20 protein-coding genes and 1 tRNA gene are annotated in these 25149 nt (G+C 39.9%); 12 read left to right on the top strand and 9 right to left on the bottom strand.

Annotated features, from left to right (window positions below; translation table 11 throughout):
* Nucleotides 1–53: 53 nt before the first annotated feature.
* From FEE95_RS03885 to FEE95_RS03875, 3 genes are read right to left on the bottom strand one after another with little or no spacing between them, the layout of a single operon-like run.
* Complete coding sequence (locus FEE95_RS03885; RefSeq protein WP_138656510.1) at nucleotides 54–389, bottom strand: L-rhamnose mutarotase; 336 nt, start codon at nucleotides 387–389, stop codon at nucleotides 54–56.
* 24 nt (nucleotides 390–413) lie between these two features.
* Nucleotides 414–1898, bottom strand: a complete 1485-nt coding sequence (locus FEE95_RS03880) for a DUF1501 domain-containing protein (protein WP_212748417.1) — start codon at nucleotides 1896–1898, stop codon at nucleotides 414–416.
* Nucleotides 1899–4433, bottom strand: a complete 2535-nt coding sequence (locus FEE95_RS03875) for a PSD1 and planctomycete cytochrome C domain-containing protein (protein WP_138656509.1) — start codon at nucleotides 4431–4433, stop codon at nucleotides 1899–1901.
* A 129-nt stretch (nucleotides 4434–4562) separates the two neighbouring features.
* On the opposite strand from FEE95_RS03875, the gene FEE95_RS03870 reads away from it, so the two are divergent.
* From FEE95_RS03870 to FEE95_RS03825, 10 genes are all read left to right on the top strand, one after another.
* The gene (locus FEE95_RS03870; RefSeq protein WP_138656508.1) at nucleotides 4563–5291 is read left to right on the top strand and encodes a carbohydrate-binding family 9-like protein; all 729 of its coding nucleotides are present in this window, start codon (nucleotides 4563–4565) and stop codon (nucleotides 5289–5291) included.
* A gap of 221 nt (nucleotides 5292–5512) precedes the next feature.
* A complete protein-coding gene (locus FEE95_RS03865) occupies nucleotides 5513–7267 on the top strand; it encodes a PQQ-dependent sugar dehydrogenase (protein WP_138656507.1) in 1755 nt (584 codons plus the stop codon).
* Between the two features lie 21 nt (nucleotides 7268–7288).
* Entirely contained in the window at nucleotides 7289–8539 is a 1251-nt protein-coding gene (locus tag FEE95_RS03860) for an amidohydrolase/deacetylase family metallohydrolase (RefSeq protein ID WP_238474496.1), read from the top strand.
* Between the two features lie 23 nt (nucleotides 8540–8562).
* Nucleotides 8563–9480, top strand: coding sequence for an RraA family protein (locus FEE95_RS03855; RefSeq protein WP_138656506.1), 918 nt, complete (start codon nucleotides 8563–8565; stop codon nucleotides 9478–9480).
* A gap of 13 nt (nucleotides 9481–9493) precedes the next feature.
* The gene (locus FEE95_RS03850; protein ID WP_238474495.1) at nucleotides 9494–9979 is read left to right on the top strand and encodes a RidA family protein; all 486 of its coding nucleotides are present in this window, start codon (nucleotides 9494–9496) and stop codon (nucleotides 9977–9979) included.
* Between the two features lie 54 nt (nucleotides 9980–10033).
* Entirely contained in the window at nucleotides 10034–11251 is a 1218-nt protein-coding gene (locus FEE95_RS03845; RefSeq protein WP_171036972.1) for an aminotransferase class V-fold PLP-dependent enzyme, read from the top strand.
* A gap of 26 nt (nucleotides 11252–11277) precedes the next feature.
* Nucleotides 11278–11853, top strand: coding sequence for a RidA family protein (locus FEE95_RS03840; protein WP_138656504.1), 576 nt, complete (start codon nucleotides 11278–11280; stop codon nucleotides 11851–11853).
* A gap of 1 nt (nucleotide 11854) precedes the next feature.
* The gene (locus FEE95_RS03835) at nucleotides 11855–12892 is read left to right on the top strand and encodes a TRAP transporter substrate-binding protein (protein ID WP_138656503.1); all 1038 of its coding nucleotides are present in this window, start codon (nucleotides 11855–11857) and stop codon (nucleotides 12890–12892) included.
* Complete coding sequence (locus FEE95_RS03830; protein ID WP_138656502.1) at nucleotides 12873–13337, top strand: TRAP transporter small permease; 465 nt, start codon at nucleotides 12873–12875, stop codon at nucleotides 13335–13337. Before FEE95_RS03835 ends, FEE95_RS03830 begins: the two co-directional genes overlap by 20 nt.
* On the top strand, nucleotides 13334–14608 hold the full coding sequence (locus FEE95_RS03825) for a TRAP transporter large permease (protein ID WP_138656501.1): 1275 nt from the start codon (nucleotides 13334–13336) through the stop codon (nucleotides 14606–14608). Before FEE95_RS03830 ends, FEE95_RS03825 begins: the two co-directional genes overlap by 4 nt.
* Here the strand turns inward: FEE95_RS03825 and FEE95_RS03820 are convergent.
* The 4 genes from FEE95_RS03820 to FEE95_RS03805 are packed head-to-tail and all read right to left on the bottom strand — an operon-like array spanning nucleotide 14605 to nucleotide 20380.
* Nucleotides 14605–16461 carry an FAD-dependent oxidoreductase gene (locus tag FEE95_RS03820; protein WP_138656500.1) on the bottom strand — a complete coding sequence of 619 codons (1857 nt, stop codon included), beginning with the start codon at nucleotides 16459–16461 and terminating at the stop codon, nucleotides 14605–14607. The two genes, FEE95_RS03825 and FEE95_RS03820, sit on opposite strands and share 4 nt — an antisense overlap.
* Nucleotides 16458–17621 carry a n-acyl-d-glucosamine 2-epimerase gene (locus tag FEE95_RS03815; protein WP_138656499.1) on the bottom strand — a complete coding sequence of 388 codons (1164 nt, stop codon included), beginning with the start codon at nucleotides 17619–17621 and terminating at the stop codon, nucleotides 16458–16460. Before FEE95_RS03815 ends, FEE95_RS03820 begins: the two co-directional genes overlap by 4 nt.
* Nucleotides 17618–18547 carry a DUF4434 domain-containing protein gene (locus tag FEE95_RS03810; protein WP_138656498.1) on the bottom strand — a complete coding sequence of 310 codons (930 nt, stop codon included), beginning with the start codon at nucleotides 18545–18547 and terminating at the stop codon, nucleotides 17618–17620. Before FEE95_RS03810 ends, FEE95_RS03815 begins: the two co-directional genes overlap by 4 nt.
* Nucleotides 18548–20380, bottom strand: coding sequence for a sodium:solute symporter family protein (locus FEE95_RS03805; protein ID WP_138656497.1), 1833 nt, complete (start codon nucleotides 20378–20380; stop codon nucleotides 18548–18550).
* A gap of 129 nt (nucleotides 20381–20509) precedes the next feature.
* Between FEE95_RS03805 and FEE95_RS03800 the strand changes: the two genes are divergently transcribed.
* Nucleotides 20510–20581: transfer RNA gene (locus FEE95_RS03800), tRNA-Arg, on the top strand.
* A 96-nt stretch (nucleotides 20582–20677) separates the two neighbouring features.
* Here FEE95_RS03800 and FEE95_RS03795 read toward each other — a convergent pair.
* A complete protein-coding gene (locus FEE95_RS03795; RefSeq protein ID WP_138656496.1) occupies nucleotides 20678–22318 on the bottom strand; it encodes a hypothetical protein in 1641 nt (546 codons plus the stop codon).
* A 5-nt stretch (nucleotides 22319–22323) separates the two neighbouring features.
* Nucleotides 22324–23637, bottom strand: a complete 1314-nt coding sequence (locus tag FEE95_RS03790; RefSeq protein ID WP_171036971.1) for an MBOAT family O-acyltransferase — start codon at nucleotides 23635–23637, stop codon at nucleotides 22324–22326.
* A gap of 509 nt (nucleotides 23638–24146) precedes the next feature.
* On the opposite strand from FEE95_RS03790, the gene iolG reads away from it, so the two are divergent.
* Nucleotides 24147–25148 carry an inositol 2-dehydrogenase gene (gene iolG / locus FEE95_RS03785; protein ID WP_138656494.1) on the top strand — a complete coding sequence of 334 codons (1002 nt, stop codon included), beginning with the start codon at nucleotides 24147–24149 and terminating at the stop codon, nucleotides 25146–25148.
* Nucleotide 25149 lies beyond the last annotated feature (1 nt).

Genomic DNA, 25149 nt, shown 5'->3' with positions numbered 1-25149 from the left:
CCTTTAAATATATGAAAAATAAGAGGGATTAGTGCCCTCATTCAAAATTGGGCTCAAGTACTAAAATCAAATATCTTTTCCATAGGCTGCCATTTTTCCCCAGGTTTGGCAATAGGTAGGGCTTGCTGATAATCCCACATTAGAACTTCCCAATCTTGTACCCTTGCATTATCGGCATCCATTTGGGCTTTCTTTTCAAATGAAAAATCGTCAGTCGTTTCGATAATCATAAAGAGTCGATTTGAAACACGATAGATTTCCATATGAGTTATTCCTGAATCACGGAGACTATCTAAAATTTCAGGCCATACATTTCTATGGTATTCTTCGTATTTGGCAATTAGAGTTGGGTCATCTTTTAAATCTAAGGCTAGGCATTGTCTATTCATTTGTTCGGTTTTATAGGTTCTAATTTAGCTTAAAATATCTTTGACTACATTACCATGAACATCGGTCAATCGGTAACGTCTTCCTTGATGCTTAAACGTAAACTGTTCGTGATCGATACCCAATAGATGCATAACGGTGGCTTGAAAATCATGCACATGCACATTGCCCTCTACGGGATTAAATCCGAAATCATCGGATGCCCCGTAAGTGAAACCGGGTTTTACACCGGCGCCAGCCATCCAAACCGTAAATACATAGGGATGATGGTCACGTCCCCAGTTTTTAACATCTTTAATATTCCCTTGAAGGAATGGCGTACGTCCAAATTCACCACCCCAAATGACCAAGGTATCTTCCAACATCCCCCTTTGTTTTAAGTCCTTTACCAGGGCGGCACTTGGCTGGTCGGTATCTTGACATTGTATCTTTAATTGATGATTGAGGTTGGTATGTTGATCCCACCCTGCGTGCATACATTGTATGAAACGCACATCACGTTCGGCCAATCTACGTGCCATGAGACAATTGTAAGCGAAGCTTCCCTTACGATGCACATCAGGGCCATACATTTCTAAAATATGCTGAGGTTCATCGGAGAAGTCGGTGAGTTCGGGTACGCTCATTTGCATTTTGTATGCCATTTCGTACTGGGCAATCCGGGTATTGATTTCTGGGTCTCCGTATTGATTGTGGTTGATTTCATTTAGCGCTTGCATGTCGTCTAAAATCTTGCGACGCATTTCACGACTGACTCCTTCGGGGTTTTTCAAATACAAAACCGGGTCACCACCACCTCGAAATTTTACGCCTTGGAATTTGGTTGGGAGAAATCCACTTCCCCAATAATAATCATAGAAAATTTGTCCGCAACTTGCCTCTTTGTCTCTCGAGGTCATTGCAACAAAATCAGGAAGATCTTTTGCGGTTGTTCCTAATCCGTAGGTCAACCAAGAACCCATACTTGGTCTTCCAGGTTGTTCTGAACCTGTTAAGAAGAAAGTGATTGCTGGTGCATGGTTTACCGATTCAGTGTACATCGATTTTATAAAACAAAGGTCGTCGACAACCTTGGCCGTTTCGGGCATAAAATCAGAGACCCACGCACCACTTTGACCATGTTGCTCGAAATTGCTTATTTCACCAATTATGGGTCGAGCGGCTTGCTCGCCTGTCATTGTGGAAAATCGTTTTCCTTCGGTGAGCGAATCCGGAATCTGGGTGCCATGCCATTTACGGAGCATCGGTTTGTAGTCAAAAAGGTCTACATGTGACGGAGCGCCATTTTGAAAAAGATAGATAACACGTTTTGCCTTTGGCGCAAAATGGGGAAGCCCAAGTCCATTTTTAAGAGTTTTTCTCTGAACGGAATCCATCCCAAATGCTGACAGCGGGTTCAATAGATTTCCAAGAGCCATCCCGCCGATTCCCATGGCAGTTTTTCCGAAAAAACTTCTTCGGGTCATAGCTGCTTGGAATTCCTCAAAAGGATGTCGAATTTTTTTATCCATCTACTGCCGCGTTATGGTTTCATCCAAATTTAAAAGTAGTGAACTCAGTACCGCGTAAGAAGCATAATCGGTTAAATCTAAGTCACTATTGGTTCGATACTCCCCAATACTGGTAATCTCTTTTGCTGCGGATCTATCTTTCGAATATGTATTTCGGAGTGAAGCAAGTCGGTTAAGAAGTATGTCGATTTCATCTGAGCTTGCATTTCTAGAAGTGAGCAGTTTGAATCCGTATTGCAATCGTTTTTTATCATCAACGGAATGGCTCAAAATGCGTTCTGCAATGACACGACTCGCCTCGGTAAAGGTGATGTCATTTAAAGTGGTCAAAGCATGTAAGGGAGAATTTGTTTTTAGAGTACGTACGGTACAGACTTGTCTTGAGGCATTGTCAAACAAAAAGGTGGGTCCAACAATTCTCCGCCAAAACGTATACAAGCTTCTTCGATATAAATTATCGCCTGTATCTTGTTCGTACTTTACGAAACCAAAGGTAGCTTCATCCCAAATGCCTTCGGGTTGGTAGGGTTTAACAGGAACTCCTCCAATCGAATCCTTTAACATTCCGCTCACGAATAGTGCTTGGTCACGAAGCATCCAAGATGGTAGGCGCATTCTTGTAGCCCTTGCCAAATAGACGTTTTCAGGATCAATTTCCAGAAGTTCTTCAGAAACCTTCGATGACTGTCTATATGTTGCACTCATTACAATTTGTTTGAAAAGACGTTTTAGGTCCCATCCATTTTCTTGAAAATCGGTAGCTAACCAATCCAATAGATCAGGGTGTGTAGGAAGCGAACCCTGCACCCCAAAATCCTCCGCAGTTTTAACGATACCATTTCCGAAGAAAGCCTGCCAATATCGATTTACTGTAACTCGCGCAGTAAGTGGTTGCTCTTTAGCAAATAACCATTTTGCCAAGGCTAAGCGATTATTCTCTGAAACATCCTTTAAAGGTGGAAGCAATTTTGGTACATCAGGTCGAATGGTATCCGTTAGGATTGGCGTTTGATAGCCACCTCTGTCCAGCACAAAAGTTGTTCTTGGTTCGTCCAACTCGTCCATAACCAGAACCTGAGTATGTTTAGAGGTGATTTCATTGTAATTGGACAACGTCTTGTGTAACTTTTTGATGGTTTTTCCGTAGGCGTCCTTCGTTTTGAAGTACTTTATCAACTGATTGAAACCTCCTGCTCCGCGGAGTTTAGGTGGTTTTAAAAGAATACGGGGATCTAGGTTCGCCGTATTTTTTGCTACTTCTGATTCCGAGGGAGGCAATCCTTTTGCCCGAGGAAATTTTTCCAACTCCAAGGTTTCTACTTTTTCGTAAAGTGTAGCTATATAGGACTCTAGCTCCTTGATTTCTTTTTGGTCTTGTTCAGGAGCCAGTGTGAGCAAAGGTTTAATTTTTCCTCCCCAACCACCACCTTCTTCCGAAGTTTGATTGAAATAATCGAAAAGTTGATAGTATTCCTTTTGAGAGATATTGTCAAACTTATGATCATGACATCGAACGCAGTTCAGCGTAAGTCCAAGCCAAACTGTTCCCGTTGTTTCTGTACGGTCAAAAACATTTGCCACACGGGTTTCTTCGGGAATGGTGCCTCCTTCCGTGTTATAAATATGGTTTCTGTTAAAAGCCGTTGCTAAAATATCCTCAGTGGTAGCTTCTGGAAGTAAATCACCGGCAAGTTGTTTAATACTAAATTCGTCATAGGACATATTGGCGTTGAATGCTTGAACGACCCAATCGCGCCAGGGCCACATATCACGTGTAAAATCACCCTGATATCCGTTGGTGTCCGAATAACGAGCCACATCCAGCCATTCCCAGGCCCATCGTTCACCATAACTTTTTGATGCTAGCAAACGGTCAACTAACAATTCGTAGGCTTTTTCAGATCTATCATTTTTAAAATCAGCAACTTGTTCTGGTGTAGGGGGCAATCCCGTTAGGTCGCGAGATAAGCGCCTTATCAAGGTCTCTTTTGTAGCTTCTTCGGATGGTTGTAATCCCAGATAATCTAGTTTGTTCATGACAAAATGGTCAATCTCGCTTTTTGTCCATTTTGCATTTGATACTGTGGGGAGTTCTGATTTTTTAGGAGCTTCAAAAGCCCAGTGGTTCTTCCATTTGGCTCCTTGTTCCACCCATTTTATCAAAATGGCCTTTTCAGTATTCGTCAAGCTCATTTTGGATTCAGGGGTAGGCATTACCATCTCAGGGTCTTCGTGAAGAATACGTTTGATGATTTCACTTCGGTCAGGTTTTCCAGCTACCACAGGAAACAGTTCTTTGTCCTCAAGTTTTGAAAAAACATTGGATTCAATATCCAGTCTGAGATTTGCCTTTCGTGCCTTTTCATCAGGTCCGTGACAAGCGAAACAACGATCCGAAAGAATAGGGCGTATATGAAAATTAAAGTCTATGGTTTCAGGAAGGTCTTCATAAGCGATTTCTACTTCTTCAGGCATAGTTGGGCCACAACTTAGCAGCATACTAAAACCTAAAAGAAAAAATACTCTGGAAGTCATCCGTTGTTATTTCTAAGCCCGAATTAATTTACGAATTTAATTGGGACGGAAAAAAACCAACGCAAACGAAAGAATACGTAAATTAGTAGGGAGGCCATATTCTCAGTAGGAGTAACCAATTTAACTGATATGTTGAAAAAAAGGAGGTCATTGCTATTCTTCTTATTCCTAATATTTGCAAGTTGCAATGCACAAAACGAAGCACCGAAAGAATTGAAGGTAAAGGAAATCATAACGGATAAAAACGTAACACTATCTCAGGTTTCTGAACTACTTGAGGAGCAGACGGAACTCCATTCCATCAATATTATCAACTGGGATACCTTTTCCTATACCCCAAAGGCTGATTTCAGAATCGCACATGCCAATAACCAGATTTGGTTAAAATATTATGTAACCGAAGAGAATATACTCGCTCAAGTCGATACCATAAATGGTGGTGTCGCTGGTGATAGTTGTGTTGAGTTCTTTTTTGACCCAAAAGCTGATGGCAATTATTACAATTTTGAATTCAGCTGTATTGGAATGCCTCATTTGGCCTATGGCCCTGGAAGGAGAGCGCGCCAATTTGTGGATGAGGAAAAGATAAAAGAGCATATTGAAATTACTTCCTCATTAGGGAATGAACCCTTTGCGGAAAGAACGGGTGGCCATTCCTGGGAGATGACTATAATTATTCCCGCTTCCATTTTGAATGCCGATGAAGGAATTCAGCTAAAAGGACTCAAAACCAGAGCTAATTTTTACAAATGTGGCGACCGGACTTCAGAACGTCACTACCTAAGTTGGAATGCCGTTGGTACTGAAACGCCCGATTTTCACCGCCCTGAATATTTCGGTTCACTTGTCTTCGAATAACGAATTAGCTTCCTGTAAATTTATTCCATTGATAATTAGGTGCTTTGAAAAATGTGTTCGTACACATTTTGAAATTAAATCTTGTTTTTTCAACAAAAGTGGATTACCTTAAAGCATTAGTTTATTCCCCCCAACGACCTTCAAATGGCAGTCATTTAATGCCCCTACAACAATGTCTGTATTTGATTAAAGACAAAGACTAACTCTAAGATTGAGATAGCATGATGACCAAAACCTATCTGCGAAGATTCCCTATACTCTTCGTTATCTTTTTACTTTTTGGGTGTTCTCCAGAACTTCCGAATGGCGGTCTTTTGCTTCCTGATAATTTCAATGCAGTCATTATGGTTGATGAGGTAAAAGAGCGTGTACGTCATATGGCTATATCAGATGACGGAGTGCTCTATGGAAAGTTGAGGGAGTCACATGATAAAGCTGGAATTATAGCACTCAAGGACAACGATGGTGATGGCAGGGCAGATGATATTGAAAAATTCGGAGCCTATAGGTCAAAACAAAAATGGAGCTATGCCACGGCCATGCGAATCTACAATGGCTATATGTACTTTAGTTCAGAACTCGTAGTCTATCGTTACAAGCTAAAACCTGGAAGTATGGTCCCAGATGGCGAGATGGAAGTTGTTGTAACCGACGACCATGAACATGGTAAGCATGAGCATATCGGTAAGCCTATCGCCTTTGATAATAAAGGAAACTTATATGTGCCTTTTGGTGCTCCGTCAAATGCTTGTCAAGACCCGAAAAGAACTCCAGGGGCCCCTGGTATGGACCCTTGCCCTCAACTTGAACATCATGGTGGCGTTTGGCGCTTCGATGCGAATACCCTAGGACAGACCCAAAAGGATGGGTATAAATATGCCACAGGAATCCGTTCAGTAGTGGCCATGGATTGGAACCCTGTTGATGAAAACCTGTATATCGCAATGCACGGTCGCGATGATTTATTGCGATTGTTTCCTGATAGATTCAGTCCTTGGGAAAGTGCTCTTTTGCCTTCTGAGGAATTTATACGAGTAACCGAAGGTTCTGACTTTGGATGGCCCTATTGTTACTATGATCAAATCAAGGGCAAAAAAGTCTTGGCTCCCGAATATGGGGGCGATGGCGATATAATTGGTCGATGCGCTGAATTTGATGACCCGCTAATTGGTTTTCCAGGGCATTGGGCACCAAATGATTTGGTATTTTATGAGGGAGACCAGTTTCCCGAACGCTATAAGCATGGTGCTTTTATCGCCTTTCATGGGTCTACGAATCGTGCGCCATATCCGCAGTCAGGTTATATTGTTGCCTTTGTTCCTTTTAAAGATGGAAACCCCAGCGGTGATTGGGAAGTTTTTGCCGATGGTTTCGCGGGAGTTGACCCCATTGAAAGTGTAAAAGACGCCAAGTTAAGACCGATGGGAATCGCTTTCGACAAAGATGGAGCTATGTACATTTCGGATTCTGTTAAGGGTAGAATTTGGAAAATCACCTTTGATGGAGATAAAAATAATTTTGGGGAAGCACAACTTGCACAAATGGAGCAGCGGAAATTGGAAACTCACGTGCGTACTCCTGATAAAGTAAAAGATGATTTAGCACAAGAAGCAAATTCACCAGGCGAAGTTGTTTACAATACATATTGCGCGAACTGTCATCAAAAAGATGGAGGGGGAGCTACAGGAAGATTCCCGCCTTTGACAAATACCGATTGGGTTAGTGGTGATAAAGAACGATTGATTGACATTATTTTAGAAGGTATGGAAGGTGAAATGCAAATCAATGAAGAGACCTACAACGGAGTAATGCCACAGCATAGTTTTTTAAGCGATACTGAAATCGCGGATGTGTTGACTTTTATACGCGCTAATTTTGGAAATGATGCGAGTGCCATCAAAAGCGATGAGGTTGCCAGTCGAAGAAGTGACCTAGAAGAAAAGAATACCGAAATCCCCGTGACGGTAGGAGAATAATTGTATTTAATGGGATAAAATATGGAAAACAAAAATAGATTTACCAGTTGGTTTTTAATGATAGCATTGCTTTTTTCCTGTTTTTTGAATGCGCAGGAGTTTGATATTCTCATCAAGAACGGACATGTCATAGATGCCAAGAATGGAATCGACAAAGTCATCGATGTTGCGATAAAGGATGGAAAAATTGCACAAGTAGAAACAGCTATACCTGCTTCGAAGGCCTCTAAAGTGATTGATGCAAAGGGCTTGTTTGTATCACCTGGGTTATTGGATATTCATAGCCATAACTTTTTTGGGACTGAACCGAATGCGTACTTGAGCAATAGTTTTACGGCCCTTCCACCTGATGGATTCAGTTTTCGAAGTGGAGTAACAACAATTGTCGATGTTGGGGGTGCCGGTTGGCGCAATTTTAGAACATTCAAAGAAAATGTCATTGATCGGTCCAAAACCAGAGTACTTTCTTTTTTGAATATTATCGGTTCTGGAATGAAAGGAGGCGCGATTGAACAGAATATTGCCGACATGGACCCTAAACTCACTGCGATGGTGGCCAAGCAATTTCCCGAACATATAGTTGGGGTCAAATTGGCGCACTTTAGTGGTTTTGATTGGACTCCGACCGAAAGGGCCGTTGAGGCCGGTAAATTGGCGGATATACCTATCATGGTTGACTTTGGAGGGAGTGAGCCTGAACTATCCCTTCAAACATTATTTATGGAAAAGCTTCGTCCTGGTGATATTTTTACACACGCATATGCACATGTAAATGGACGAACCCCTATTGTAAATGAGCAAGGTAAAGTAGAGGATTTTGCATGGGCCGCCCAAAAAAGAGGAATTATTTTCGACGTAGGTCACGGTGGGGGAAGCTTTCTTTTTGAACAAGTTGTTCCTGCAATGAAACAAGGGTTCAAACCGAATTCAATAAGTACCGACCTTCATACAGGAAGTATGAATGGCGGCATGAAAGATATTATCAATGTGATGTCAAAATTTCTAAATCTGAATATGCCGCTTAACGAAGTACTTGCTGCCACAACATGGAATTCTGCAAAGATTATCAAACGGGAAGATTTAGGGCATTTGTCAGTAGGGGCTGTTGCCGACATAACTATCTTGAATCAAAGAGCGGGTGATTTTGGCTTTATCGATACAAAGGGAAAACGAATGAAAGGGAATAAAAAACTGGAATGCGAACTCACCATTCGAGATGGAAAAGTGGTCTATGATTTAAATGGATTGGCCTCCGAATCATGGGATAAATAGAATAAAATAAAAAAAGAGAACCTATGCGATTTATTAATTTGATGGTATTGTTTTTTGTTGGATGCAATTTTGCAGCCTCTCAAACCGCATCCAAAGAACAAATTATTTTTTTAACACCCCAATGGGAGGGAGAACGTTTTGAAGATGGAAGGCCCAAAGTAGCTGACGATATTTTGGAACGAATGAAAGAAGTTGCCATTGAGGAAGCTTGGGGCGTTTTAAGAAACGAAGGATATCACAATCAATTTGAAGGGGGTTGGGAACCCTTACATGATGACGTTCCCGTAGTTGGTCGTGCACTTACCGTTCAATATATGCCTAATCGCCCCGATGTATCAGACCAAATTAAAAAGAAGGGTAAGGCCGATGGCCAAATTGGAAATACAAACTCCTGGCCAATCGACATGCTTCAAATGGGAGATGTATATGTAGCTGACGGCTTTGGGAAAATTGTAGACGGCACTTTGATAGGTGACAATTTAGGAAATGCAATTTATGCCAAATCAAAAACAGGCGTGGTTTTTAATGCCTCTAGTAGGGATCAAGAGGGGCTTTCGGAAATTGAAGGTTTCAATGTATTCGTAAGGGAATGGCATCCATCATTTTTGACGGAAGTGATGTTGTTAAGTATTAATTCGCCTATTCGTATTGGAGCCGCGACCGTTCTGCCTGGGGATATTATTTTAGGGAAGAAAGAAGGCGTTATGTTCATCCCCGCTCATTTGGCGGAAAAAGTGGTGGTGACCTCAGAGGTTGTCCGTTTACGTGATTTATTTGGTATAACTCGCTTAAAGGAGGGAAAATATACTCCAGGGCAAATTGATAATAAATGGTCAGAGGAAATCGAAAAAGATTTTTCAAAATGGCTGAATGACCATATCGATGATCTTCCTGTTCCGAAAGCACAAATACAAGAACTTCTTAAAAAACGAATGTGGTAAAACAACTTAGAAAATGAACAATATGGAAAACAAAACAACAAGAAGGGCATCCTTCAAAAAAATAGGAATGGGTATAGCGGCATTGTTCGGAATTGGTTCGGCCAATGCGATGACTAAGAATAAATCAAAAACCCCAATAAAAGAAGCTAGCGATATCGTAATGGATCAAGATATTCCTCTTTTCTCAGGAGCAGTAAAACATGGTAATACACTTTACATTGCTGGAAAAGGAGCACATGTAGAACCCTACGAAATCAAAGCACACACTGAAATTGTTTTACAGGAACTTCAAAAAGGATTGGAAGCAAACGGTTCTTCTATGGAACAGGTTCTGAAGGTAAATGTATACCTAGCTGACCTTGCCGATTACAAAGGAATGAACGAAGTATTTCGTGGACGTTTTGGAAAAAATCCGCCAGTACGAACAACAGTGGCTACCTATGGTGGAGTTCCAGGGAAATCACTGGTAGAAATGGACTGTATTGCAGCGGTTGATTAATATAACGGTAAACAGATTCCCGTCTTCACGGGAATGACAATAAAACATTTAATTATGGGCACTAGTAGAAGAAAAGCATTAAAAATAGTATCGACGCTTCCCCTTGTTGGGGGAATGTTCGGGCCAAGTCTATTGACCGCAAAGGCATCTGAGGAAGTATTCCTAGAACAGGCTGGCCGGGATTTTTTCAAAGAATTGGGTCTGCGCACTTTTATCAATGCAGCGGGGACTTACACTTCAATGACGGGTTCTCTCATGCACAAAGAAGTAACCGATGCCATTAGCTACGGTGCAACCGAATATGTCAATTTAGATGAGCTTCATGACAAGGTAGGTGAGCGAATTGCAGAGTTGCTGGATTGCGAATATGCCACCGTAACATCAGGTGCTTTTGGAGCAATGACTATTGGTCTCGCAGGGATTATGTGTGGAATGGATGAAAAAAAGGTCGCTCAGCTTCCTGATACTACTGGATTAAAAGATGAGGTCATTGTTCAAAAAGGACATTCCATCGGGTATACCCATGCACTTATAAATACGGGGGCGAATATTGTGGAAATCGAAACTGCAAAAGAACTGGAAAAGGCCGTAAATGATAAAACAGCCATGCTTTGGTTTTTAAATGCCAATACGGATAATGGTGAAATCAAATGGGAGGAATTCGTTGCCTTGGGAAAAAAACTTAATGTTCCGACATTTATCGATTGTGCTGCTGACGTCCCTCCGGTAGAAAACCTTTTTAAGTTTACGAAGTTAGGCTTTGATTTGGTTTGTTTTTCAGGAGGAAAAGGAATTCGAGGTCCCCAGAGTGCCGGTTTGCTATTAGGAAAAAGAGAATACATTGAAGCCGCAAGATTACACACTCCACCAAGGGGAACCACTATTGCACGTGGGATGAAAGTAAATAAGGAAGAAGTCCTGGGCATGATGGTAGCCTTGGAGCTTTATCTTTCTAGAGATCACCAAAAGGAATGGGAACTTTGGGAAAGTCAAATCAAATTAATCAGCGACAGCGCACTTTCTGTAAAAGGAGTTAAAACCGAAATTCATGTGCCTCCACATGCGAATCATGTTCCTAGTTTGTATATTAGATGGGATGAAAAGGAAGTGGGTATATCCACAGACGAAATGCGTAAACGATTACGGGATGGACATCCATCCATAGAAACGGTCGGAAACAAAGAACAAGTAGGGATTACCACTTGGATGATGGAACTCGGTCAAGAACGAATTGTTGCGCAACGTGTAAAGGAAGTTCTTGAAAACGTCTAAATTGTCAATAACCAAACGCAAATATTATGAATAAAATCTATTTATGCCTTGCTCTTTTACTTGCTTTTTCATGTAATCAAGTCAAGGAAGTTAAAGAAGAAAAAGTAACCGAAGAAGTTCAAGAAGCCATTGACCCAAATTACAATCCGGAGGCTAAACTTCAAGAACTAGGTATTGAATTAAGTACTCCTTCGGCTCCTGTCGCTAATTATGTAAATGCGGTCCGAACAGGGAATTTGATTTTTCTAGCTGGTAAAGGACCCCGAAAAGCAGATGGCGAAAATATTACGGGCAAGTTAGGTGCCGACCTGACCATTGAAGAGGGATATGAAGCAGCTCGCATTACGGGAATCAATCAACTTTCTGTCTTGAAGGCCGAGTTGGGCAATCTAAATAAGGTGAAACGTATTGTCAAGGTAAAAGGAATGGTGAATTCCATGCCCGATTTCACAGACCAACCCAAAGTGGTTAATGGGTATTCCGATTTGATGGTGGCCGTTTTTGGGGATAAGGGAAAACATGCCAGAGCCGCCGTTGGAATGGGGGCACTTCCAAGCAACATTGCTATTGAAGTCGAAATGATTGTTGAGGTTTACGAATAGGATGGATGGAAAAGTCCCAATAAAAAAGAATCGAAGGAGTCTACTGCTTACTTTTTGCAGTACGGCTTTTGTGCTACTACTTTTTATAGGTTGTAAACCTGAGGCCAACCAACCTGAATTCTTATTTCGAACAGCAATTATTGTCAAGGAAGACCATACTTGGTATAAAGCCTTTGACTATTTCAAACAAATTTTAGAAGAACGCTCCAAGGGACGTATCGAAGTTCAATTGTACCCTTCGGAACAGTTGGCGAAGGAGATTGAAGCGATTCGCTTGATTCAAGCTGAGGTTATTGATATAACCACCACCGGTTCCACCTTGACAAATTGGTTTGAGGTAGCCACCTTTTGTGAGCTTCCCTATTTGATGAAAGATTCCACCGATATGAACCTATATATCAATGGTCGCGTGGGTAAATTGATGGAGACGGAAATGATTGAGAAAGCAGGAGTCCGGGCCTTGTGTCATTTTGAACGTGGACCGAGGCATTTGACTTCCAATAGACCAATTCGACATCCTGATGACCTAAATGGAATGATTTTGCGGGTTCCCAATGTTCCCTCCTTTGTTACTACATGGAGTGCGCTGGGTGCAAAACCAACGCCTATGGCATTTTCCGAAGTTTTCACCTCTTTACAGCAGGGAACTATTCAAGGACAGGAAAATCCCTTTGCCATGATTAATAATGGGGGTTTTGCTGAGGTACAGAAATATGTAAATCTCACAGGGCATGTGATAAGTTGGGTCTATGCTGTAATTGGTGAAAAGCAGTTTCAGAAATTACCTCCTGACCTTCAAGAACTTGTTATTCAAGCTGGTAGGGAAATGCAGAAGTATGAGCATGACCTTTTTTTGGAAAACGAAAAAAAAATACAGCAAGTCTTGAAGGACAAAGGCATGGAATTGATAGAAGTGGATACCGAAGCATTTGCCAAGAAGTGCGAGCAAGCCATATATGATAGTTTATCCCCCGAGATGCAAGAAATATATCACGAATTGAAACGCGAACAAGAAGCACATGCGAAAAGCAATAGGTAAAATTCTTAAGGTTGGTACCCTTGTCAGTACTTGGGGCTTGATTGCCATGGTTTTGCTTCAGATTATCTGTCGCTTTTCTTGGTTTGAAACGCCTTCGTGGACGGAGGAAGCATCGCGTATACTTTTTATTTATGCCATTTCCTTTGCTTCCGGACTCGCCCTAAAGTCATCAAACTATTATGTAGCCCTTGATGCCTTCTACAATAGGTTTAGTCCAAAACTCAAGACTTTCCTAGATAAATCTATTCCTATAGTTATATTCCTATTATTTGCTGTTTTCGCTTTCTATTCAATACAATTCGTAAGCTTAGGAATGATAGAAAAATCACCAAGTATGGGATTCAATATGGGTGTGTCATTTTTTAGTATGTTCATCATTGGGTCAACCTTGTGTTACTATGCCTGGCATAAAATTGTAAAAGCTTTTAAAAGGAAAAGCACATGATTTGGATTCTCGTAATTGTATTCGTAGTTGCCCTCGTACTTCGGTATCCCATAGCTTTTGCTTTAGGGCTGGCATGCTTGGTTTATTTAATCGGTGCTGGAATTCCGTTAATTTTGATGCCTATGAAAATGTATTCGGGCATTGATGTTTTTGTACTATTGAGTATACCGGGATTTATAATCGCCGGAAATCTTATGAATCAGGGTGGGTTGACTGAAAAGATAATCTCGTTCTGCAATCATTTGATGGGTCATATTCGAGGTGGACTTTCGCTAGTGAATATTGGAGCCTCAATGTTGTTCGCAGGTATTTCGGGCACCGCAATTTCCGATACGGCAAGTATGGGTTCGGTGATGATTCCGGCAATGAAAAAGGAAGGCTACGATGCAGATTTTTCATGTGCCGTAACCGCGGCATCCTCAACGGTTGGGCCAATTATTCCACCTAGTGTGCCCATGATTATTGCGGCTACTTTAAGCGGACTTTCCGTTGGGAAGTTATTCTTGGCGGGAGCCATTCCAGGATTGTTATTGGGAGTTGGCTTGATGGTCGTGGCCTATTTCATTGCTCGAAAAAAGAATTATCCCAAGCATCCCAAAAGCAGTTTTGGCCAGGTTGCTCGCGGTTTTGTAGATACATTCTGGTCATTATTAATGACCTTTATCATTCTCTTCGGAATTATTGGGGGCATCTTTACCCCAACGGAAGCTTCGATTGTGGCAGTTTTGTATGCTTTGGTAGTGGGTCGTTTCGTTTATAAAAAGTTGAACTTTAAGAATGTGCAGGTTGTGATTCTCGATTCGATGAAGACTTCCGCATCATTAATGGTTTTGGTCGGCTTCGCGAATTTATTTGGATATATTTTAATTACAGAACATATTCCACAAACGATATCCAGTGAGATACTGGGTTTTAGCTCTAACAAGTATGTCGTTCTTTTGTTGATTAATCTGTTACTAATAGCTGTCGGCACTTTTATGGAAACCATTGCTGCATTACTAATTCTGTTTCCAATTTTATTGAAAGTTGCAATTGCTGTAGATGTTGACCCTATTCATTTCGCTGTAATTGCTGTATTGAACTTGATTATAGGTCTAACAACACCACCAGTTGGAGTTTGCCTTTTCGTGGCATCAAGTATCGGAAAAGTTTCCATTGGAAAGGTTAGTAAAGCTGGCTTTCCATTTTTATTGGTGAGTTTGGGAGTATTGGTTTTAGTTACTTTAATTCCTGAAATATCGCTTTGGCTTCCTGGTTTGTTCACGGATTAGTCTGTCTTGAGGTTTCCTTCAAAATCAATTTCCATAGAAAACGGATTAAAGATTTGATCCGTGATAATACTCACCTTTCTCCGATTTAGTGGAGCTTTTACATCAAAGGGTTTTGTTTTGTAAAAATCAAACCAATCTTTAACAAGTCCTGAATAGGAAGCAAACCCGTCTAATTCGTTCATTACGGCATGAAGAAATTCAAGCGTAATCGCCTTACCTGAGGCAGGAATTTTTTCAAGTTCAGGATAATAGGGTAACATCCCTGATTTCCATTCATATTCCGAAACGATTCGTTCTGGATAAAACCAAGTTTGATTGGCCCATTTATAGGGAACCCCAAAACCTTTTAACACTCCAGCCGCCCCGATACGCTGCATTTCTGCAAAACCGTCATCCTCTTTTTTAACATCGATAAAGGGCATCAAATACGCATTGCTTTCAAGCAACGCGTTTTGAACTTTACGAACAGAAACTTCAGAGGGTTTTTTATCTTCTTTTACGGACATTGCTGCCAAAGTGCCTGCAGCTTGACCAATACCTAATACTACTGGCTGAAGTCTGGTGGCTCCGTTTACGATATTCGATACACTGATATTTTTTTCAGCAACTATGAAATTTTCTACTTTTTCCGGAATCAAACTCCCGAGAGGTATATTGTAACTTGGTACCTTGATATTTATAAATTCGATTTCAGGCGCATCAGGATTTTTATCGTGGTGGTGGTCGATGGGATAATCTCCTACTGCGACTCCTGTTTTATAGAGGTCGAAATCATAAGGTTTTTCGAGATGGTCTACGGTCAAAAATGTTTTGCCCTTAATTCTTCGTGCTTCACGGTCATAGGGAATCATCGGAAAATTATCTTTGGTCGGAAACTCCTCGGCTACCCTTAGGTTTTTGAACCCGAGTTCGTTTTGAATATAATAGACGAATCCTTGTGTAAAGGCTTTGGCCTCTTTTAATTTTTCTTTTCTTTTGCTTGCATTCAGTTCAGGCCAATTCAGATAAAAATCATTGCCGCAATTGGGCCAATTCATCATGTACTTGTTGTTGGGTAGTTTACCATAATTCAGCATTTGCTGACAATTGGAAACTGCATTAAACATTTCCCCGTTTTCTCTTTTACAAGCACATTCATAAGCTTTAGGGTCGTAATTCTTAGGTTTTTTCACCAAACCCTTTTTGTCATTCCCGCGAAGGCGGGAATCTCCTGAAACATCTTTTAGGATTAGTACATAAGTCAAGTCTTGAACTATGGAATTCCCAGTCTCCGGAGCTTCTTTTTCGCCAGTATCTGATTGGGAATCCATCCCGAGACGAAAATCAGCTCCAACAAGGGGAAGCAATTCTCCGATTTCCGTTGCATCCATTAGAAGTTTTGCTCTGGTAGTATAGGTCTTTCCCTTTTGTTTGTAGGTAACGGACCAACCGTCTCCGTCGTTATCTATATTTGTATACATGGCATTAAAAGCAATGTCCAGATTGGGAATGGTAGCCATTTCCTGAAGTATTTGATTGCCTACAGAAGGTTCAAACAGCGTATGACTCACCCAACCTGTGGCCAAAGCTTCTGCATCGCCATAATGGTCTCGCAGTTTTTGGCGAAACTCTCCCCAAATTCCAGATGGCATTTCATGGTTGCCATCTATTGCTGATACTCCGGCTGAAGTCAACATTCCACCGAGCCATGGCGTAGCCTCTATGATTTGAACCTTGGCGCCCATTCGCGCTGATTGAATGCCAGCTGAGGTTCCGCCAGCACCACCTCCAATAATCAAAATGTCTACTTCCTTCTGAGCCGAAACAGTATAGATTATCAAAAGAGTGAGAAAAGAGAAATATAGCTTTTTCATCTTTCTGTTTTTTCGAGTGTTTTCCAAACTTCCAACAATGCTCTTGGAACATGAAAACAACCTTTCCATTTACCTCCTTTGAGGTTCAAACTGACCTCTCCTTGCCGATTGAGATATCCGTACCATTCGCCACCGTTTGCTTTGTCTCGAAAGTGATTCCACGAGTAGTCGTGTACTATTTTAAACCACTCTGCTGCTTTGGGATTTTGGTTGTATGCGTAAATCTTAGCCAGAGCTACAAGAGTTTCCAAATGCACCCACCAGAGTTTCTGGTCATGTTCTAGTTGTTGTGGGGGATGACCCTTGATATCCATGAAATAGAAGATACCTCCGTATTTTTCGTCCCAACCGTGATCCAATTGTTGAAACATGATTTTTTCTGCTTTTTCAACTAATTCAGAATCATTTTTTCGAATACCCAGATTCATAATAAACCACATGGCTTCGATAGCATGACCCGGATTTAACAAACGACCTTCAAAATTATCAACGAATTCCCCTTGGGCAGAAACATTTTCTAAAACGAGTCCACTTTTCTTATCGTAAAAGGTATTCATGACCAAATCTATAACGGAGTCGGTTACCTCGGAAACCCTTTCAGAACCTAATAAGGGTTCCAATTCCAAAGAAAGATTACAAAGAATCATGGGTAGTGCGAAGTTTTGAAGATTTCGACTTTTGGGATACACTTTGTTGTACTTCCCTTTCGGATTGTTCTGCCTTCTCAGAATATTTTCAAAAGTGGATTTTGCAATTTCTGCATACTCACTTTTCGGATCAATTTCATTTAGTTTCCCAAAGGCCATGGCTGCAAAACAGTCCGAAAAAATGTTATACGGTTGTACTAAAGGTTGTCCTTGTTGGTTTAAAGAAAAGTACCAGTCTCCATTTGTATCTCGGCCATACTTTTTTAAAAAATCTGCGCCCAATAAAGCTATTTTTTTCCAACTTTCTTTTTTTTGTACCAATTGGTATAGCAATGAGAAGAGCCATGTTTGTCGTGCTTGCAACCAAATAAACTTATCGGTATCATAAATTTCACCCTTTTCAGTAAGACATGTAAAATAGCCACCATATTCTTTGTCTAGGGAATATTTTTCCCAAAAGGGAATGACCTCATTGAGCAATTCGTTTCCGTATATTTCAGCGTATTTTTTCATTTTGAAAAGTGCTCCATATATCTATTGTACAAATGTCCTGCCTGCGGATAAGCCGACAGTGGACTCATAAAATGTGAAAATTCAAACGTAATCGCCTTTTCACAACCTGCACGTTTAGCAGCCTCAAGTTTGAACAATAGTTTTTCCCATTTAATGGGAAGAAATTTTATCGGCATGTCGCGGTCAAACGATTCGGAATTTGTCCAAGATATGAGTCCATGTGTATCTGCTAAGGCTTTGTTCAATCTCAGATAATCTTCTAAATCTCCATAAGCCACATGACCATCTTGAAAGGCGACCATATCTACGCTTTCTTTGATGCCATCAAAAATCTCATTCCATTCTTTTTCGTGTTCATTTAGCGAGACCGATGCATCTTTTGTGACTTGATTTGTAGAAGCCAAAACGGCTTTTTTCCCATCTATCCATGGGGAAATTAGAACGGGCAAGCCATCACTGACAGCTTTGCACTGATTCCCTAATTTGGTGATGGAATCTATTGCCCATTTGGTCTTTCTACTTAACTCCAAGCTTAAATACCATCCGCCAAAACTCTTGTAATGACCATAGATTTTGTAAACCTCTTCAATAACATGAAGATTGACATCGATTTCATGCCGCATATCTCCTGTCTCCCAATATTTACCACTATCATATGTGCCGAAATAGAATGTCATACCATATTTGTTTGACAATTCTAGATAGAGCTTCACCAAGTCAACAGGAGGTTCAAAACAACCTTGTTGATTTAACAAATACAACGAGGGGTACGTCAGAAACCTTTGATATCCGGAACGAATCAAAATTACGGTATCGATACCCATCTTTTTCATGTGGGCAAAATCGGCATCCCACTCTTTGGCACCCCAATTTTGATGTGGTATATCGTGGCTGATTTCGTCTAGAAAGGTTCCTGTTATTTGCATTTAGTTCTCAATTTCTTTCAAATTATCCCACCAATATTTTTTCAACAGTACACTCGTAAGAATCAAAATACCGCTCCAGATAACCATTTCGGTATTCTGTCGTAGCATAAAATACATAGGTATAACCACTTGTGCCATCTGCCAGACAATTCCGACGATGATGTTGAATGTATCGCGTTTGAAATCTAAGTTAGGAACAAAGCTGGAATCTTCTGCCATAACCTCCTTTTTTATCGGCCCCCAGAACCCCCAAGGGTTGGTTTGTTTATAGAACCGTTTCACCTGTTCTTTGTTGGGCAACGGTTCCAAGAAAGTTCCAATAATGCATCCTAAGAAAGCGAAGGCAAAAATCAATGGGAATACAAAAATGTCGACGTAGTTCGGGAAGAAGATAAACTTTACTGTAGAACCTATTAATCCGAAGAGCATCCCCCAGAAATAACCATTTCCTGAAAAGCGCCACCATATCCATTTTAAAACATTGGCTGCAACATATCCGCCATAAAGTGAGGAACTCAACCAGAGAATCAATGTATTCAAGGAACCTGCATTGAACCCGAAGATGATACCAACCATCACCAAAACCAAAGAATAGATAATACTCAATTTTACCAACTTTTTATCGGGAGCACCGGGATTGATATATTTCTTATAAATATCATTAACGATATAGGCTGGAGCGGAATTGACAAAAGCAGCGAATGTACCCATAAAGGCGGCAAGAAAACCTGCCAACATTAGACCTTTTAATCCTACCGGAAGAAACTTGTTGATAGCCATCGGTAGTACCTGCTCAAAGTCGATGGCATCACCCATTGCGGTTAATTCGGGGCCAAGGAAGACCAGTGCTAAAAGGGCAAAACCGATAATCATAAAATAACGGGGAAGGTATAAGACACAAACAGTTAAAAAACTCATTTTTGCTGCCTCAGCAGGAGTTCGTGTGGCTAGAACCCGTTGCATGTCATAGCTGGGTACGGGCCCTGCAATCGAAGCAAAAACACCTTTGAGAACCATCATAATAAATAGTAAACCGAATAGGTCAAATCCGTCAGAGGCTATTTTTTCGTTTACTTGGGGAAAGGCCGAATTGCTCCAATCCAAATCAAGATTCCAACTGAACGAAAGTTTATCCCATGTTTCAGGAACCACCGTGGCAATCTGTTCCGGAGTGACCATGGTATACGCCACAATTCCCACTCCAATACAGGCAATGGTCATAATAACGAACTGCATTACTTCTGTAGCCACCACACTATGCATTCCTCCTTTGACGGTATACAAAGAAGTCAGTCCACAAACAATCAAAGCATAGCTTCGGGCCGATGAAACTTTATAACCTAGGAATTCAAAAGCCATATCCCAAGGGAGAATAGCGGTGCAGTATTTTCCGATTCCTTCGAAGAAGTAAGCTATAAATCCTAGAACACTGATTACGGCAAAAATAACGATGATAATATGAGAGAGTTTGGCCCCTTTTCCATCCCCGAAACGGAAGGTTATCCATTCTGCACCCGTCATGACATTGGAACGCCGCATCCAAATGGCGAGATAGACGAAGACAAAAACCTGATTCCATACAGGCCAAAGCCACGGAAGCCAAGCACTTTTCAACCCATAGACAAAAAGAATACCAACACTCCACATCGTTCCCGAAATATCGAACATTCCGGAAGCATTACTTAGGCCGAGATAGTACCATGGTAATTCATTGCCTCCAAGGAAATAGGACTCTAGATTTTTCGATGACTTTTTGGAAAGGTAAAAACCGAGGGCAAGTACACCGACGACATAGGCAATTACAATTCCGATATCCCAAGGGGAGAGGGTCATTTGGTTCTCTTGGATTTAGAACCTTAAGATAGTTAAGATTTGCACAATGATAAAGTACAAGTTGAATTAGTTGGGACTAATTTTTACCAATAACTAAAAAATTCTATTTTAGCTTTTCCATCATTTTTTGGCCCCGTAGTTCAATGGATAGAATAGAAGTTTCCTAAACTTTAGATGCAAGTTCGATTCTTGCCGGGGCTACTCTTCATTTTTTCTAAGAAATTGCTGGAAATACCGACTAGGTTATCTGTGGCGCTTTAAGTGTTGAAGACCTTTTCTTCTTTGCAATGACTATTCTTAATTTAATTTTTCAATTATAAATTTTGCCAGCTCTTCATGAGCTCGAACACCAAAGTGCAAAACATCTATTTTATCTCGCACAGATCCAGCCGCGTAGATTCCAAAGTCATCTTCGTTTAAAATATATGAGGCATCAATACATTTCACATTTTTTTGCTCACAGTACTGCTTAACTGCATTTACAAGATTTTCATATTCTGCTTTTTGAGGGTAGGCTGATTTTTTATCAGTGTGCCAGAATGGGGTGAGCAACAAATACTTATTTTCGGCCTGATTAGACGATAAATAATCGATTACGGAAAAGATATTTTCTCGTATTTTAACCCATTCTTCCTCGCTATATGTATACGAGGTATCTTGTCTTTCTGTTAGTTCAATTTCTGCACTAGGGTTGGGTATAATATTTTCACTTTTTATACCATCAATAATTGGAAAAGCTTTTATATCATCAAACCAAACGGTTCCTTTCCCCTCAAAAAACATTAAAACAGGTTTTATGGTTTTAACCTTTTTATCAAAAGTCACCGTGGTCTTTACTTGCTCCCAATCATGCGTTCCATTTTCGAATATTAAATTATCGAGATACCACTGCTTGGTATCATCTATAAATGTTATTTGATAATCTATTGCGTATAGTCCTGTTTTACTAACAGTAACACTATCTGATTTACTCCATCCCTCGAATTCAAAAGTTTCTGTTGGTATTTCTAAAGAGATTGGGGTGCCCAACCATCTGGCCCTTTTACCTTCCGCATTGACTATTTTTAGCGAGCGTTTCCCTGTTTTGTAGACCTTATTGTCCCAGCCAAATCTATTGTCCAAATCTTGGTGTAGGGTCAACCAATAGTCTGCTATTGAAGAGGTTGGAACTTCATTTGTGTTATCTAATGAATCATTGGTTGGGTTTATAGCCTTTTCGAATTCATCATTTAGCCATTGTTTAATTCCTGTTCTTTTGGAGTAAATCGTCAAGCTTTTATCAATGGTATTTTCAATTCTCTCAGTAATTTTCTGATTTACATTTAAAGGAAAAAGTAAATCATTTTCGGCATATTCTAAATCTTCAACAAGGTTCGGACGATTGGTAAATTTCTGATTTTCGATAGTAGTAACACCTAGTCTGATTTTATCTAAGAGGCAATCCCATGGCGTAACGGATATCAAAACATTTTCAGGTTTCAACACCTCGGATGCTTTCTTAGATACAATTAACTTTTCGGGGTTGCTCATTCCTCCTAAGGACAAATTATAAACTTGAAATCGACCATTGGAAAATTTTTCGAACTTTTTGGTAACTAAACTTTCATACGAAACTGAAGTGTTCTCACCTTGAATAACACGAAGTTGTGAAGATCCAACGAACAAGAATTTTTCTTTATTCGAATACTTAAGATGCTTAAAAACCCTTTCTAATTCCTTACCGCTAGTTGGATCGAAAGTAACATCATTTCTTACAATTAAAGTATCTAAAAAATCACTAGAAGTACCTGCCATTTCTTTTACTCCGTCATTAATGGCTAAATAGCCTTTGATATTCTCGTCTTTATAAAAGAAGGTTTTTGTTAGAGATGCTAGGACAACAAATAGGACTACAGCCACCGAAATTTGAATTAAGAATAATTTGTGTGCCTTCTTCATGGTTGTTAGAATTGAAAATAGATAAAGGCCTGATTGTCATCTTGACCAAATAGTAATACAATAAACATTGCTAAACCCCAAATAGCCGCTTGTATATATGGATTACTAAAAACGTGATTTTTATTCTGTTCAATTTTATTAAAGAATCTAACGCCGAAGTAATGAGCAATAACCATTATTAGCAGAAGTAACAAAAACTCGATGGGGATTTGATAGTCAATAGATTTCTTGAAAAGGAACATATTTTTGATAATGCTCCAAGAGTCGCTAAAGGTTTGAGCCCTAAAAAATACCCAGGTTGCAGATACAAAAACCATTGTAACAGCCCAAGATGCAAGTCGGTAAACTGATGAGGCTAAATTTCCAAACTGAAATTTGGCTGAAACATGGGTTTTATACAATTTATGTGCGATCAACGCGAGACCATGTAACCCACCCCATACTACAAAATTCCAACTGGCACCATGCCAAAGACCACCTAACAACATTGTTATCATTAGATTTCTATAATACGTCTGTTCCTTGCCCCTGCTACCTCCCAAAGGAATAAATAAGTAATCTCGAAGCCAAGTAGATAAACTAATGTGCCATTTTCTCCAAAAATCGGTAACGTTTGAGGCTGTATATGGCATATTGAAGTTCTCCATTAACTTGAATCCAAATAAAGCAGCAACGCCAATCGCCATATCAGAATAGCCCGAGAAATCACAGTAAATCTGAATAGAGTATGCCATGACTCCTACCCATGTAGACAAAGTACCATATTGAGATGGGTCTGAAAAAAGAGCATCTGAAATTGGAGCAATATTATCAGCGATTAGGACCTTTTTGACAAGGCCCATTATAAAATAGTTTGCAGCTAATTGAAAATTAATATCTGTAAAAAATGTATTCTTTTTTAATTGTGGAATGAAGTCCCTAGCTCTGACAATAGGGCCAGCAACTAATTGAGGGAAAAATGAAATATACAATGAAAACTCAAAAATGTTCTTGGAGGGTTTCATTTTGCCATAAAAGATGTCTATTGTATAACATAAAGACTGAAAAGTGTAAAACGAAATCCCAACTGGTAAAACAATGTCTAGAAAGAAGTTGGTTCCACCATTTTCAGAAACAATTCCTGAAATTTGGTTTATGGAATCCAAGAAGAAGTTGGTGTATTTGAAATAAGCTAAAAAACCAAGATTTACGACTAAACTTATAATTAATAGAAACCTCTTTTTCCGTTGTGATTTTGTCGCATGGATTTCTTTTCCTGCATAAAAATCTACAAGGGTAGAAAAGAGGATTAATACAATGAAAGTTGGATTCCAGGACATGTAAAAGTAGTATGATGCCAAAAGCAAAAACAATATTCTTGCTTTAAGCCTTTTACTCTCGTCCTTTACTAATCCCAATAATCCCCAGTAAACCGAAAAAATTATGACAACAAAGAATAAAAATATTGTAGTTGAAAAAATCATTTAATCAAGTTATGGGAAGGTCTAAATACAAAATAATCATATGCTATCTATTTAAGTCTTCGGACGAATTATAAATATAGATTCCATTTTGACTAATTTTTTTGGAAGTGTAATAAATCTGTTTGGTCCAATTATCATATCACTTTTAATTCAATTGATTTTAAGCATTTGTGAATTGTATAAACCCCAAAATCAACCTATAGAGATTAGATAAAAAATAAAATTACTCTTTTGTATTTACACTATGGTAAGAAAAATTATTAAATAGTTCATTGGTCATCAATATAAAACCTCCTTGAGTGAAAAGTATTTTCAATGTTCTTAGTGATTTTGGAATACTCAATGACGATACCTACATTTAGTTCATGGATAGTATCAAAATAGGCATTATCGGAATGGGCAGGATTGGCAAGATTCACTTGGAAAACTTAAGTACAAGAATCGATTGGGTCGAGGTTGTTGCAGTGGTAAATCCCTCGAAAAAAGGCCAAGATTATGCATTAAAGTTTGGTGTAAAAATTATGTCTGACGATATCAATGTCATTTTGGAAAATTCTGAAATCGATGCAGTTCTAATTTGCTCCCCAAGTGATACACATGCTGAATACGCTATTCGGTTAGCTGGGGCCGGGAAAGCAATTTTCTGCGAAAAGCCGATTGACTTGTCCCTAAAAAAGGCAAAGGAGGTTGTAGCCAAGGTCAAAGAAAAGAATGTGTCAATGATGGTTGCATTCAACAGAAGATTCGACCCTGATTTCGCCAAGATCAAAAGGGAAGTGGGCAATGGAAAGATTGGAAATATCCAAAATCTACATATAATAAGTCGAGACCCCGCACCGCCAACAATCGACTATATTAGACAATCTGGAGGATTGTTTAAAGACATGACTATTCATGACCTAGATATGGCTCGATTTATCATGGGTTGCGAAGTAACTGAAATTTTTGCTACCGGAAGTTGTATGGTCGACTCAGCAATAGGAGAGACCGGTGATATTGATACCGCAACCGTGCTTTTACGTTTTGAAAATGGGGCTACAGCGGTAATTGAGAATAGCAGAAAATCAGTTTATGGTTACGATCAACGGTTGGAGGTGTTCGGTTCGAAAGGAATGTTACAGGTCAAGAACCCATTGATGACAAACGTAACCAAATCCGATGCCCAGGGATCTCATTCAGATGTGAATCTGAACTTCTTCGTTGATAGATATAAAGTATCTTATTTAAACGAGATGCAAAGTTTCGTAAAGGCCTTAATTAACGAATATCCCGTGCCTATAAGTGGTGAAGACGGTATTAAATCCATCGTTTTAGCAGATGCCGCGTATACTTCTATGCGAGAAAATCGACCTATCAAATTGGAGTGAT

The sequence above is a fragment of the Maribacter algarum (ex Zhang et al. 2020) genome, assembly GCF_005885635.1.
In the GTDB taxonomy this organism is placed as follows: Bacteria; Bacteroidota; Bacteroidia; order Flavobacteriales; family Flavobacteriaceae; genus Maribacter_C; species Maribacter_C algarum.
The sequence above is the reverse complement of the archived record's forward strand: the minus strand, read 5'-3'. Positions and strand labels throughout refer to the sequence as shown.

Excerpts from the sequence above, each read along its gene's own strand:
- FEE95_RS03880 (WP_212748417.1), bottom strand. The coding sequence starts at position 1,898 with ATGGATAAAAAAATTCGACATCCTTTTGAGGAATTCCAAGCAGCTATG.
- FEE95_RS03840 (WP_138656504.1), top strand. The coding sequence starts at position 11,278 with ATGAATAAAATCTATTTATGCCTTGCTCTTTTACTTGCTTTTTCATGT.
- FEE95_RS03815 (WP_138656499.1), bottom strand. The coding sequence starts at position 17,621 with ATGAAAAAATACGCTGAAATATACGGAAACGAATTGCTCAATGAGGTC.
- FEE95_RS03885 (WP_138656510.1), bottom strand. The coding sequence starts at position 389 with ATGAATAGACAATGCCTAGCCTTAGATTTAAAAGATGACCCAACTCTA.
- FEE95_RS03805 (WP_138656497.1), bottom strand. The coding sequence starts at position 20,380 with ATGACCCTCTCCCCTTGGGATATCGGAATTGTAATTGCCTATGTCGTC.
- FEE95_RS03830 (WP_138656502.1), top strand. The coding sequence starts at position 12,873 with ATGCGAAAAGCAATAGGTAAAATTCTTAAGGTTGGTACCCTTGTCAGT.
- FEE95_RS03825 (WP_138656501.1), top strand. The coding sequence starts at position 13,334 with ATGATTTGGATTCTCGTAATTGTATTCGTAGTTGCCCTCGTACTTCGG.
- FEE95_RS03855 (WP_138656506.1), top strand. The coding sequence starts at position 8,563 with ATGCGATTTATTAATTTGATGGTATTGTTTTTTGTTGGATGCAATTTT.
- FEE95_RS03795 (WP_138656496.1), bottom strand. The coding sequence starts at position 22,318 with ATGAAGAAGGCACACAAATTATTCTTAATTCAAATTTCGGTGGCTGTA.
- FEE95_RS03820 (WP_138656500.1), bottom strand. The coding sequence starts at position 16,461 with ATGAAAAAGCTATATTTCTCTTTTCTCACTCTTTTGATAATCTATACT.
- iolG (WP_138656494.1), top strand. The coding sequence starts at position 24,147 with ATGGATAGTATCAAAATAGGCATTATCGGAATGGGCAGGATTGGCAAG.
- FEE95_RS03865 (WP_138656507.1), top strand. The coding sequence starts at position 5,513 with ATGATGACCAAAACCTATCTGCGAAGATTCCCTATACTCTTCGTTATC.
- FEE95_RS03835 (WP_138656503.1), top strand. The coding sequence starts at position 11,855 with ATGGATGGAAAAGTCCCAATAAAAAAGAATCGAAGGAGTCTACTGCTT.
- FEE95_RS03875 (WP_138656509.1), bottom strand. The coding sequence starts at position 4,433 with ATGACTTCCAGAGTATTTTTTCTTTTAGGTTTTAGTATGCTGCTAAGT.
- FEE95_RS03850 (WP_238474495.1), top strand. The coding sequence starts at position 9,494 with ATGAACAATATGGAAAACAAAACAACAAGAAGGGCATCCTTCAAAAAA.
- FEE95_RS03870 (WP_138656508.1), top strand. The coding sequence starts at position 4,563 with ATGTTGAAAAAAAGGAGGTCATTGCTATTCTTCTTATTCCTAATATTT.
- FEE95_RS03845 (WP_171036972.1), top strand. The coding sequence starts at position 10,034 with ATGGGCACTAGTAGAAGAAAAGCATTAAAAATAGTATCGACGCTTCCC.
- FEE95_RS03860 (WP_238474496.1), top strand. The coding sequence starts at position 7,289 with ATGGAAAACAAAAATAGATTTACCAGTTGGTTTTTAATGATAGCATTG.
- FEE95_RS03790 (WP_171036971.1), bottom strand. The coding sequence starts at position 23,637 with ATGTCCTGGAATCCAACTTTCATTGTATTAATCCTCTTTTCTACCCTT.
- FEE95_RS03810 (WP_138656498.1), bottom strand. The coding sequence starts at position 18,547 with ATGCAAATAACAGGAACCTTTCTAGACGAAATCAGCCACGATATACCA.